The organism is Longibaculum muris (assembly GCF_004343035.1).
In the GTDB taxonomy this organism is placed as follows: Bacteria; Bacillota_I; Bacilli_A; order Erysipelotrichales; family Coprobacillaceae; genus Longibaculum; species Longibaculum muris.
Window position 1 is genome coordinate 56,169 of record NZ_SMCQ01000001.1, and the last position, 14,393, is coordinate 70,561.

Sequence of the window (14,393 nt, forward strand, 5' to 3'; positions counted from 1 at the left end):
ATGACTATAATATAGAAATAAATCTTTTTCTTTATAATAGATAAAGAAAGTGATAGAATAAAAGGGCAAAATAAGGAGGGTCTTTATGAAAAAAAGAGTTGTATTAGGATTAAGTGGTGGTGTGGATAGTGCAGTTGCTGCTTATGTATTAAAAGAACAGGGATATGAGGTCATTGGCGTATTTATGCGTAATTGGGACTCCACTCTTAATAATGATATTTTAGGGAATCCTACGAATGATAATGACATTTGCCCTCAAGAAGAAGATTACAATGATGCTAAAAAAGTTGCTCAACATTTAGGTATTGAACTTCGCCGTGTTGATTTTATCAAAGAATATTGGGATCATGTTTTTACATATTTCTTAGAAGAATATGCTAAAGGAAGAACACCTAATCCAGATATTTTATGTAATAAACATATTAAATTTAAAGCTTTTTTAGATTATGCAAAATCAATTGATGCTGATTTTATAGCGACTGGACATTATGCCAGAGTAGAACATCATCCAGATGAAGATTCAGTGATGTTAAGAGGTGTTGATAATAATAAAGATCAAACATATTTCTTATGTCAATTAAACCAAAGCCAGTTACAAGCTTCATTATTTCCAATTGGTGAATTAACAAAACCAGAAGTAAGAAAAATTGCCGAAGATCTTAATTTACCAGTTGCGCATAAAAAAGATAGCACAGGTATTTGTTTTATTGGTGAAAGAGATTTTAGAGAATTTTTGAAAAACTATATTCCAGCAAAGTCAGGAAAAATGGTGGATATTGAATCAGGAAAAGTTGTTGGAGAACATCAGGGAATTATGTATTATACGATTGGTCAAAGAAAAGGACTTAATATTGGTGGACCTGGTGATGCTTGGTTTGTTGTAGGAAAAGAATACGATCAAAATATTTTATATGTGTGTCAAGGTGACCAAAATGATTGGTTGATGAGTGATGGGGCATTAATTACTGATGTGAACTGGATTTCAAATGATAAGCCTACAGAAGAATATGATTGCACCGCAAAATTTAGATATCGTCAACCGGATAATGATGTTTCGATTCATTTTGTCGATGAGACAACAATTTATGTGACATTTAAAAAACCAATTAAAGCAGTGACTCCAGGACAAGCTGCAGTCTTTTATCAAGGTGATGTTTGTTTAGGTGGCGGAACAATTGAAAAAGTGTATAAGGATAATAAGGAGATTACATATCTATAATGTTAGAATATACGGGGATTATTAAACAAGTTCGTTTTTATAGTGAGGAGACAAAATTTATTGTTTGTGTCATTGATAGCGAACAAGAAGATAAACCGATTTTAGCAACTGGATATATGAGTTATGTTAATCCCCAAGATAAATATCATTTTCAGGGGGATTATATTATCCATCCTAAATATGGGAAACAATTTCAAATTCAATCCTATGAGATTATATTGGCGGATGATGAGAGTGAAATCATTCGCTATTTATCTAGTTCGCTTTTTAAAGGCATAGGTGAAAAACAAGCCACTGCAATTGTTGAAACATTAGGAAAAGATGCATTAAATAAGATTAAAGAAGATAAACATGTTTTAGATCAAGTCAGAGGTATGAATGAAAAAAAACGTGAGACGATTGCTGAAGTTTTATCATCTCAGGATTTTGATCAAGAAGTTCTTTCCTTTTTTATGGGACATGGAATTAGTACAAAACACTTAGCATTAATTCAAGCTGTTTATCAAGAACATACTTTAGATATTTTACAAAATAATCCTTATCAGCTTATCGATGATATTGATGGAATTGGTTTTAAGACGGCTGATGATTTAGCGTTAAAAATAGGGGTTGACCCACTTGATGAAAATCGTATAAAAGCAGCTATCCTTTATGCCTTAAAAGAAGCCTGTTTTCAAGATGGAAGTACTTTCCATGAACATGATATTATTTTTAAAAGATTTCATCGTTATATACCTGCAATATCTTATGAACAATTTGATGATTATTTAGATCAATTATTAGAAGAAAAGAAAATTATTCAGGATGTTGAAAAATATTATCCTTATGATTTATATGAAAGTGAAGTTACAATATGTCAAACTTTTAAACGTTTTATTGATGCACCGTTATATCAATATGAAGATGAAGAAGTTGAACAATTATTAAATGATCTTCAACAACAATTATCTATTGAGTATGATGATTTACAAAAAGAAGCAATTCATTTATTTTTAAAACAATCTGCAATGATTTTAACAGGTGGACCAGGAACTGGAAAAACGACAATTGTTGAAGCAATTATGAAATTATATATCAAATTAAATCCTGACCAAAGTATAGCATTGGTGGCACCAACCGGTAGAGCAGCTAAACGTTTAAGTGAAGTAACGGGATTAGAAGCTTGTACCATTCATCGTTTATTAAAATGGGATTTACATACCAATACTTTTGCAATCAATGCCCAAAATCCACTAGATGTTGATTTATTAGTGATTGATGAATTTTCTATGGTTGATACATTGTTATTTTCAAATTTATTATCGGCATCTCGTAAAGTTAGTAAAATATTATTAATTGGTGATGATCAACAATTACCATCAGTTGCACCTGGACATGTTTTAAAAGATTTATTAGATTGTGAAATGGTTCCAACGGTTCGTTTAAATCGTATTTATCGTCAATCCCAAGAAAGTGGAATTGTACAATTAGCACATAGTATTCGTAATGATCAATATGATGAGAATTTGTTTTTTGAATATAAAGATATTCATTTTCAAACATGTGCTTCTTATGATGTTGTGAAATATGTTCAAGTTCTTGTTTCAAAAGCAATGAAAGAAGGCTATGATGCAAATGATATCCAAGTTCTTGCTCCAATGTATAATGGTGTTGCCGGAATTGATGCATTGAATGACTGTTTACAAGATTTATTAAATCCTCATGATGAATTTAAAAATGAATTACGTGTTGGAAAACGTATTTATCGTGAAGGTGATAAGATTTTACAATTAAAGAATAGAATTGAAGATAATGTTTTTAATGGCGATATTGGGACATTAGTAGAAATTTGTTATAAAGATAATTTTGAATATCTTACAGATACTCTGATTGTTGATTTTGATGGGACTTATGTAGAATATACAGCCAATGATTTTTATACAATTACCCATGCTTATTGTATGAGTATTCATAAATCCCAAGGAAATGAATTTAAAATTGTCATTATGCCAGTTTTAAAAGATTATTATATTATGTTAAGAAAAAATTTAATTTATACAGGTTTGACTCGTGCAAAGCAATCACTTTTTGTGATTGGAAATCATCAATCATTTCAATATGGCATAGCAAATAACCATGATGAGAAAAGAAGAACAACTTTAAAAGAAAAAATGCTCGATACTCCTACACTTTCACCGTATGATTTTATGTAATATGGACATACTATAAATGTACTTTTGAAGGAGTGAGACAATATGTCTAAATTAGCAGTTGCTTTTTTCTCAGCTGGAATTGTTGCTGCGGCAATGATTATGATGAGTGATATGCCTTGTGCTGACGATATTGAACATTCAGTTCATAAAGCTAAAAAGGCTATCAAAGATCAACTTTAAGAAGTACAAAGGACTCATAGTAGTCCTTTTCTTTACAAAAAGGGGTCATATTATGAATAAAGTTATACTTGCAAAAAATATTATTATCTTTAGTATATGTGCAATTTTGTTATACTATGTTTTTACATTGTTTCAGATAGGAAATTTATTATGTTATATTTTCAATCTGTTTTTTCCTTTAATGATTGCACTCTTTTTTCATTTTTTATTGGACCCGATTATTAATTATTTTAGTAGTGAAAGATTACAACGTAAGATCGTTGTTGTTCATATTTATTTATCATTAACACTTCTATTTATTATTGGTTGTTATTTTGTAGCTCCTTATATTTTGAATCAATGTTTACGATTTTATAACCAATTTTGTCAAGGAAACTTAAAATTAAATCCTATCTTTTCTACTATTATTCAATTTCTAGAACAATATCAAGTGATTGATTATTTAATGAATATATTAAATGGCTGGACACAATCTGTTTTGTATTGGGTTACAAATATTTTACTTGCGATGGGGATATCTTTTTATTTGTCTTATGATAACTTACACTTAATTGAAAAGCTTATCATTTATCTTCCTTTTGATAAACAAGGAATATGTATGCAAACCTTAAAGAAATTAAAACTGATTACTTATCAATTTATGAAATCAATGGTTTTAGATTTTGGCTTTTTCTTTTTTATGTGTTTAATTCCTTTCTTTTTTATTGATGAAAGTTTAGCTGTCTGGATTGCTTTGTTTTTAGCTATTACCAATCTTATTCCCTATATTGGACCTTATATTGGTGGGATACCAGTTGTTATTTATGAATACTTTATTAATCCTGAGTTAGGTTATGCGGCTTTTATGAGTGTTATTGTTTTACAATATTTAGAATCCTCTTATTTACAACCTTATCTTTTTTCTAAATGTATTAAACTTCATCCCATTGCTTTATTTATTGCCTTGACGTTCTTTGGTGATCTATTTGGAGTTGTGGGAATGATCTTTTCACCTTTATTTTTATCATATACAGTTTTGTTGTTGGGATTATTAAAAGAATTACGTGTTTTTTCTAAGGTTTATTCAATTGTAATGAAAGAATAACAATATCCAAAGTATTGTTATTTTTTATTTTGATTGAAACATTCTTTCATAAAATGGATAAGAATATAAGAAAAAATGAAAAGTCAAAACATTTTTATATGTAAGGGTTTACATTTTTGCTTCTTGTTCATAAACTATAGTTAGAATATTTTTATAAGAAGGAGGTTAAAACATTTTATAAACATGAATCAATGATAAAAATAGAGGAGAAGATGAAGATGGGAGTAAAATTAAAGAGTGTTTTTTTATCACTTTTAGCTTTTTCTATGGTTGCCAATTCTGGTATCTACACAGTAAAAGCTATTGGAGATGATCGTGCTATTGATGCAACAATAAGTATCAATAGTGATCATGTATTAACAAATGATTTTGAGGGCTTTGGGATACAATGGGATCCAAGTGATCTGTATACTTATACAGATGAACAATGGGCTTCATTCACTGAAAAAGCAAGATTTTTAAAACCTAATATGATGCGTGTGATGATTCATGATGCAGATAGTTATTGTATTGGTTTTGATGAGAATCAGAAGCCAATCTATAATTGGGATAGTATTTTCATGAAAAGATTATATAAAATTTTAGATTTTGCTCAAGAAAATAATATTCCAATCATGATAGGAGAATGGAATTCACCTAGTGATCGTGGTTATTTATCATTTGATGAGTATGGTAAGACTTTAGATTGGGATAGTCAAACTTGGTCTGATATGATTGTTGATGTTTTAAATTATTTAACTATTGATAAAGGTTATACTTGTATCCGTTATTATAATATGACAAATGAACCTCAATATCGTGATGGGGGAAGTGAAGCTTCAAAACAACGTTGGGTGCGAGCTATTAAGACGTTAAGAAAAACAATTGATGCGAGTCAAAATAAATTAATCAAAGATATTAAAATTGTTGGTCCTGATGTTTATTCAGGTTGGGAAGGTTGGTTAGATAAGACAACAAGTGAGGAGCTTAGAGACAGTATTGGACTCCATGAAATCCATTGGTATGCAAGTAATGATCAAGTGTATAATGGCGAAGTGGAAGATACTTTAACCAAGTTAAGAGAGAAAGTTGAAGCTGCTGATCCAAATGGAAAAGCTAAAGGTTTTGCATTAGGTGAAATGGGTATTAGTACTGGTAAAACAAATAATGATCAACAGATAAGAAACCGTACATATCAATATGGTGTAGAAGTATTTGATATGTCAATTCAAGCGATGCGTGCTGGCTTGAAGTTTGGTAGTGGTTGGGGATTTGAAGATAGTATGCATATTCAATCCAATGATGTTGTTAATGATTATAAAGATCAATATGGTCCAGCTGCCAAGACAGAAGAAGGTCGTCATTATCAAGTCCATACACCAACCGGTGATGTGAAAATTGATAATAATGTTAAAATCTGGGGATTTTGGAATGAGCTTGGAGAGGAAATGGCCGCCCAAAATAAAGCGGCTGGTTATGAAGATGGAACATTGAATAATGTCAAGGCAAGTGATGAACAATTACGCCCTTGGTATTATACTTGGTCAATGTTGTGTCGTTATTTCCCAGAAGGTTCAAAAGTTATTGCGGCATCGGATAGTGATATTTCAAGATTACGTACAACGGCTGCAATTATCCCACATGGAGACAAGCAAAATGATTTAAGTATTGCTGCTGTTAACAGTTCTAATGAGGAAAGAACTGTGACTTTGAATGTACCTAATGTTATTGAAAAAGCTTCTTTAAATCAATATCTTTATTATGATGGAAAAATTGATGGACAAACACGTCCACAAAATGCTAAAGGACAGCTTTTACCTTATCAAACTTTAAAAGATGCTGATTTGTCAAAAGGTGTTATAATCACTTTACCAGCTAATTCTTGTACGATTTTAACAACTTTAGGATATGAGGGTGAAAGTCATCCAATTGATTTTACAACTGGAAGATTACCTGAAGTTGAAAAATTAAAAATTGATACAAGTAATGGTAATAAGACGATCATGTTAAATAAAGAAGTTCAAATGATTGCGAAAGGATATCCATCTGAAAGTCAATATGAAGTTGAATGGAAAGTGACTGATTATTTTGGGAATCCTACCACTAAAGCCAAAATCAGCGCTGATGGAAAAGTCAAAGCATTAGAATATGGTATCTTTAAAGTCGTAGCAAATATAAAAGGAAAACCAGAAATAACAAGTGAAGTCTTATTAGAAAGTACAAGTGGTGGAACAATTATTGATAATTTAGCTTCAATTGGTAGTGATGGGGTAGCTAAAGAATATAATAGTATGATTGTTGATGGTAATCCTGGTAATTTTGATGGAAATAAAACAATCAAACGTGCAACATATGATTACACAACACCATGTACTGTTGTTTATCAAGTTCCACAATTAAATAATTACGAATTTATGATGTATTCTTTACATGATGAAGTGAAAGAATCAGGCAACTTTGTCATTGAAGTATCTACTGATGGTAAAAATTATGAAGCTGTTGAAAGTGATTTTGCATATATTAGAAAACTCAAATCTAATTGGCGAGAATTTAAAGTGACACCAACAGCACCATTAAAAGAAGATACATATCAGTATTTAAGAATTGTCATGAAAAGTATTGGTTTTGAAGATTATGATCCACAATATGCTGGTGGTAAAATCATGTATGGAACAAGCGAAGATAATGAAATATCTAGCGTAAAAGTCAATACAACCAAAGATATTATTGGGATTGATGAAACATTGGCATTCCAAGCCAAAGTATTACCAAGCACAAATGCACAAGATGTTATTTGGCAAGTTAAAGATATAGATGGGAAATTAAGTGACAAGGCTCAAATAGATGAAAATGGTATTTTAACATCTAAAAAAGCTGGTCATGTTATTGTTGAAGCGACAGCAAAAAATACAAAAGTATCAGGATATGCTAAGCTTACGATAAAAGATGGATATTTTGTAGATGAAATTGAGAATTTTGATAAAATGTATCAACATGGAGATTTTACTTTCGATGATAAGGCTTCTTCTAACTTCACTGATACAAGTAGAATTAAAAGATTATCTGATAGTCAACAAAGTATTGTTTATGCTTTAAGTCATATTGAAAAGGCTGTATTTGATGTTTATAAAAATGGACAATTAAGTGATGACTCTGTCGATATTTATACATCTACAGATGGTTTGGTATACCAAAAAGTCACAAAGACAATTTCAGATGCAGGTGTGGCTGCATCAGGTTCAACTTTCCATTGTTTTAAAGTAGCAACGAAAGATTTAGGAAAAAATATTAATTTTGTGAAACTGGAAATTAAAAATGATGATTCTATTTTCTGTCCAATGATTGGTAAAGCTCAAATTGACTATCAAGCAGATGAAACTTTAAAAGTCATTGATTTGTCTATTGATCAAAAAGAAGTTTCTTTAAATGTAGGAAGAACAGTTCAATTAAATGCTAAGTTTGCACCATTATATGCAAAAGAACAAATCAAATGGGTAAGCAACAATAAAGACATTGTTACTGTTGATGAAGCTGGCTTATTAAGTGGACATGCAGTTGGTAGTACAAGTGTTTATGCTAAGTATAATGATGAAATCTATGCAAGTTGTGTTGTGAATGTTCTTGGGGAAAACAAGGCATTCAAGAAAGAAACAACTGCTTCTAGTGATACAAATCAATGGACTAGTGATTCAACAAAAGCACTTGCTATGGATGGTGATTATGAAACACGTTGGGTTTCACATGATGGAGAAAATATTAAAGAAGAATATATCACTGTTGATTTAGGAGAAATTACAGATATTAATAATGTTAAAATTTATTGGGAAGCTGCTAGAGCTAAGAATTATAATATCGAAGTTTCTAATGATGGTCAGACTTTTAAGACAATTAAAGAAATGAAAGATATGAGTCATACTCAATTGATGGATGATGTGACATTTGATTTAATACAAGCACGTTATGTTAAGATTCATTGTTTAATACCAGAAACAATTTATGGATATTCAATTTATGAATTAGAAGTGTATGATAATTCACAATTGAAAGATGCAACAAAGATAGAATTTAATGATGTATTGAATGAATTATATTTAGGTGAAACAGCTGCTTTAAAAGTCAAAGTCACTCCTGAAGATGCAACTTATCAAGAAGCTATGTTTACTTCTGATAATGAAAATGTCATTGTATGTAAAAATAATCAAATGATTGCAGTTGGAATAGGAACAACAACTATTACAGCACATGTTAATGGACAAAAAGTGACTCAAGAAGTTACAGTTGTTAAAGATAATATACGTAAGATTATCAATGAATTAACTTCTTTAACTATTGAAAATGGTCAAGTCAAATTACCTGAATTTGAAGGTTATGAATTAAGTATCTTTAGTACTGATAATGAAAAGATTATTTCTAAGAATGGTCAAGTTCATCAACCAGTAGAAGATGTAGATGTTTATCTTGTTATTACAGTAAGCAAAAATGATGAAACAGCCAATACTAAAGAAATAAAAGTAACAGTAAACGGTGATAAGGGACAATATCAAGCACTGATGAAACGTCTCAACGAAGTAGAAGCCACAGATTGGTCATTATATAAAGAAGCTTCAGTTCATCAGTTTAAATTAGAATTAACAAAGGTTAAAGAGCTTCTATCAAGTGATTATCTATTAGTAAGTGAGGTTGAAAAAGCATCACAACAATTAGAAAAAGCTTATCAATTACTGGAGAAGAAAGAAACGAAACCAGTTCATCCAGATGATAAGCCTGATATTGATGTAAAGCCTAATCCAGATAATCAACAAAAACCAAATCCTGGTGAAGTTGAACAAAAACCTCAAACAGGTGACCAAAATGCTTTAGAATTGTTTGCTTTAATGAGTTTGATAAGTTTGGGAGGATGTATCAACTTATTGAGAAAACGTAAAGAAGATAAATGAGGAATCTTCGATAAAAGGTAAGTGATGAGCTTACCTTTTTCTTTTTGGTCGTCTTATTATTACATTTTCTTTTAACCTTTTTTGCTATGCTTTTATTGAGGTGGGACAATGAATATATCAGGGGCTTTAGGAATTTTAGGCGGATTGGCTTTATTTTTATATGGGATGGAATTAATGAGTGAAGGACTTCAAGAAAGTGCAGGGAATAAATTAGAATATGTTATTAAAAAGTTAACTGATCATAAAATAAAAGCTGTTTTTGTAGGAATGTTGATGACATGTTTGATTCAAAGTTCATCAGCTTTAACGGTTATGTTAATTGGCTTTTTAAATGCTAAGATCATTGATTTAAAAAGAGCAATTTGGGTTGTCATGGGTGCCAATATTGGAACGACGATTACGGGTCAAATGATTGCCTTAAATATTGGAATGATTGCGCCTATTTTAGCGATTATAGGGGTGATTATGATTGTTTTTTTATCATCACGTTTTTTTGTTCATTTAGGAAAAATTATTGGAGGAATAGGGATTTTATTTATGGGCTTAGAATTTATGGCAGTTTCTTTATCACCATTACAAAATTCTGCCACTTTTTTAAATTTTATGACGTCATTATCACAACCTTACTTAGCAATCCTTGCTGGAGCAATTTTCACAGCCATTATTCAAAGTTCCTCAGCTGCTCTTGGAATCTTACAAACCCTAGCTAAGCAAGGTTTATTACATTTTGAAATAGGAGCTTATATGATTTTTGGACTCAATATAGGAACTTGCATCACCGCAGTTTTAGCTTCTTTATTGGGCTGTCAAAATGCTAAGAAGTTAACTCTATTCCATATTCTTTTTAATATCGCTGGAACTGTTATTTTTGTAGCTATTTGTCAAATGACACCTTTTTTATCATTGATAGCTTCTTTAACTCCTCATGCTTACATGAATCAATTAGCGAATCTTCATACTTTATTTAATGTCATCACAGTTCTTATTGTCTTATGTGTAGATCAATATTTTATTGATTTTATAGATAAGATATTTTCTAAAAAGTAAATTTTCTGATGAAAAGTATTTTTATTTTTTTAAAGGAAAATGAAAGAAAATATGAAATCAAATTGTAAACCCTTTCAATTGACTTGTGAGGCTAAAAAATGCATGTTAGAATTTTGGAGGAAAAGGAGGAAATGAAAAATGAAAAAGTTATTCGCATTGGTATTGAGCTTTTGTCTATGTTTAACAATGTGTCCTAAAGTTTTTGCTGATGAAAATGAAAATATCATTAAAAATGGTAATTTTATCAATGGAACTGAACCATGGTATATCAATAAAAAAGATAATACAAATGGAGTCGTAGAAGTAACAAATGAAGGTGCACAATTTAAAGTTACACAAACAAATGGGAATCCATGGGAGTTAGGATTACATCAAGGTCAATTGGTTTTAGAAGATGGCTCAAAATATATTCTATCTTTTGAAGCAAAAGTAGATAGTGATATTGAAAAACCATTAAGAGTTGTCGTTGAAAATCAAGATCCCAATTGGGAAAAGAACTTAGAAGAATATGTCAATTTATCCAATGAATTTCAAAAATTCACTTTTGAATTCACTAAGAAAGTCGGTTCTAAAAATCAATTGGCTTTTTCAACAGGATTTGATGAAAATCTTCATCATACATTTACTTTTAAAAATGTTTCTTTAATTCCTGCACCAGTTCAAAAGATTGGTCATTATTTGTTGGATGAACAAAATGGTACAGCTGGTGTTTTAACTGGAACTGAAGAAAATGTAAAAGTAGAAGTAGCAAAGACAAATCAACAATTTTGGGATTTATCTTTAAAGAAAAGAAATATTCAATTAGAAAAGAAGAAACGTTATGATTTAAGTTTTTGTATTGATTCTAGTCAAGCTGGAAAAATCAGTTTTGATTTAGAAAGTATGCAAGATTATAATAACAAAACAATTAAACGTCAGATGTTAAATTTAAAAGCAGGAGAAAATCATTTTTCATTTGAATTTTTGCAAGCAAATGATGATTTACAGAACTTAGTATTCTTCCTTAGTTATGGTGATGGGAATACTGATATGACAAATGCCAAATTAGCCTTTCATCAAATAACATTTAAAGAAGTTGAGGATTTAAGAAATACATATGTTGTGAATGGTGGATTTGATGATGATATAGCTGGATGGAAAATTTCTAATAATAATGGAACTGATTTAAAAGCTGAAGTGAAAGATGGAAAAGCTGTATTATCTATTTCAAATCAAGGAAATGATTTTTGGGATAGTAAGTTTATTCAAGATAGGATTGCTGTAAATAATGGAAAATATAAAGTGTCATTTGATATCGGTTCAAATGTTGAAGATGTTACACAAGTTTATTTTAGTGTAGAAAGTACGGATGTTATAAATGGGAGTGCTAAAAAATATTTGTGTGATGAAAATGATCAGCCCATTGCTATTTCATTAAATAAAACAAAAGATATGAAAACATATAGTTTTGAATTTGATGTATTGATTGAAGAACTTATTAAATCTACAGAAGATTTAACAATTCGTTTTGATTTGGGAAAACCTTATGAAGGAAGTTTAGAAGGGAAAGAACTTTATTTAGATAATATTAAACTTGAAAGAGTGGGAGATTTACAACAAAAAAATATTGCACATACAAATGTAGAATTTGATGTTAATCATGTGATTACAGAAGATTTTAAGGGGTTAGGGGTTCAATGGGATCCTTATCAAGTTCATCCACTAACAGATAGGGAATGGAAGATGGTCACTGATAGAGTGGACTACCTCAATCCTCAGTTTGTAAGATGTATGATTTATGCAACAACATATTGCAAAGGTGTTGATAAAAATGGTAAACCAATCTTTGATTTTGAAAACAAAGAAATGAAGCCATTGATTCAACAGTTAGATTATTTACAAGACCGTCAAATTGAAACTGTCTTTGGTGAATGGGAAGCACCTGGTAAAGTTGGTGGAGCTTTTGAAGGAATTACATGTGATAATCCAGTTTGGGCAGAAATGATTGCTGGTTTAATGGATTATTTGATTAATGAAAAAGGCTATACTTGTATTAAATATTATAATATGGTGAATGAAGCTAATTCTGATTGGTCATATTGTGGTGATTATGATTTATGGCAAAAAGGAATTAAAAATTTACATAAAGAATTTAAAAAGATTGGAATTGAAGATAAGGTTAAAATTACTGGCCCTGATACAGTTTGGGATAGGAATCATCAATGGCTTAAAAATATTGAAAATGACCCAGACATGAAAGAAAAGATTGGTCTTTTTGATGTTCATATGTATCCAACTTATGATGAGATTACTTCTGGTTATATTGAAAAGTTTGTAACTGAACAAAGACAGACAGTTACAGGGCAAGATTTCTATATGACAGAGATTGGTATGGTTACTGGAAAAGTTGATGGTGATACACAAAAATATGCTAAAGAATTTTGTTATGGAGCTATTATGGCAGATGCTGCTGCGCAGGTTTTACGTGGTGGATTGTCAGGTGTTGCGATTTGGGACTTAGATGATGCTATGCATAATCAAGGAAACGGTTATCCTGATAGTGATATTCGTTCATTAAAACAATGGGGATTTTGGAATTCTATTGCGGGGAGAGTTTATCAACAGCCAGAACAAGAAAAGATTCGTCCACATTTCTATACATGGTCATTAATGACACATCTGTTTCCACGTCATTGTCAAATTATTCAATCAACAGCTGAAAATAATTTAAATGGTTTAAGAACTGTGGGTATGAAATTACCAAATGGTGATATAACATATATGATTGTTAATAATTCAAACGTTGCTAAAAAAGTAACAGTGAAAGATAATAGTCAAATCACTTCAAGAAAAGTTTTACAATATAATTATTTTGATAATGATAGAATTGTTAATGAACAAGGTTATCCAGTTGTTAAAGAAGTTAAGGAAAATGTTAATTTTGTTAATGGTGTAGATGTAGAATTACCTAGTGGTGGGGTTGTCTTTTTAACGACATTAGATACAAATGATTATGTTCAAGAAACAAAAGTTGAATTTCATAATATAGATGCTGATACAAATGAAGCAATTATTGGTTCAAAATTTGAATTAAGAGATCAAACCGGTCATGTTGTTGATCAATGGACAACTCAAGAAAAAGCTCATCAAATCAATGGATTAAAAACAAATGGTCAATATGTATTGGTACAAACAGATTCAGTTAAAGGATTTGTTAAATCAGAAGATATAAATATTACAATCCAAGATACAGTTCAATTACAAACATGGACAATTAAAAATAAACATATGAAGGGACAAGTGAATATTATTGTCAAAGATAAAGATTCTCATGCATTATTATCAGATGCTGAATATTTATTAAAAGACGAACAGGGAAATATCTTAGAAGTTTTAAAGACTGATGAACAAGGAAAAGCAATAAGTCAATTGTATGAAATTGCACAATTTAAAAATGGTTCTATCCAAAAGAATTTCATCTATTCTTTACAAGCTAAAGGAAACTTATCAGGATATCAACAAGATACTCAAAAATATATGATTGAGTTTGACTCATTTGATACAGATATCACACAAAAAACAATCACAATTGAACTCATGAAAAAAGCCCAAGTCGATATCAAACCTGATGATCAAAAAGATGAACCAAATCAGGATATTCCTCAAGACATTGTTCATACAAGTGATAGTTCACAAATAACTTTATTATGTTTATCAATGCTGATAACTATCTTATTCTTTAATTTGATTTATCCAAAGAAAAAAGATAATTAATC

At 30.3% G+C, this 14,393-nt stretch carries 7 protein-coding genes; all 7 read left to right on the top strand.

Features of this window, described 5'->3' with window-relative positions; translation table 11 throughout:
- The first annotated feature begins 85 nt into the window (after positions 1–85).
- The 7 genes from mnmA (at position 86) to EDD60_RS00315 (ending at position 14,391) form a co-directional block, all read left to right on the top strand.
- A complete protein-coding gene (gene mnmA / locus EDD60_RS00290) occupies positions 86–1,219 on the top strand; it encodes a tRNA 2-thiouridine(34) synthase MnmA (protein ID WP_066448546.1) in 1,134 nt (377 codons plus the stop codon).
- A complete protein-coding gene (gene recD2, locus EDD60_RS00295; RefSeq protein WP_132226103.1) occupies positions 1,219–3,411 on the top strand; it encodes an SF1B family DNA helicase RecD2 in 2,193 nt (730 codons plus the stop codon). Before mnmA ends, recD2 begins: the two co-directional genes overlap by 1 nt.
- 42 nt (positions 3,412–3,453) lie before the next feature.
- Entirely contained in the window at positions 3,454–3,591 is a 138-nt protein-coding gene (locus EDD60_RS16010; RefSeq protein WP_165973107.1) for a hypothetical protein, read from the top strand.
- A 52-nt stretch (positions 3,592–3,643) separates the two neighbouring features.
- Positions 3,644–4,675: an AI-2E family transporter gene (locus EDD60_RS00300; protein ID WP_132226104.1), complete on the top strand. Its 1,032-nt coding sequence runs from the start codon at positions 3,644–3,646 to the stop codon at positions 4,673–4,675.
- 218 nt (positions 4,676–4,893) lie between these two features.
- The gene (locus tag EDD60_RS00305) at positions 4,894–9,591 is read left to right on the top strand and encodes a discoidin domain-containing protein (RefSeq protein WP_066448539.1); all 4,698 of its coding nucleotides are present in this window, start codon (positions 4,894–4,896) and stop codon (positions 9,589–9,591) included.
- 108 nt (positions 9,592–9,699) lie between these two features.
- On the top strand, positions 9,700–10,638 hold the full coding sequence (locus EDD60_RS00310; protein ID WP_066448537.1) for a Na/Pi cotransporter family protein: 939 nt from the start codon (positions 9,700–9,702) through the stop codon (positions 10,636–10,638).
- Positions 10,639–10,776: 138 nt separating this feature from the next.
- Positions 10,777–14,391, top strand: coding sequence for a carbohydrate binding domain-containing protein (locus EDD60_RS00315; RefSeq protein ID WP_066448535.1), 3,615 nt, complete (start codon positions 10,777–10,779; stop codon positions 14,389–14,391).
- Positions 14,392–14,393 lie beyond the last annotated feature (2 nt).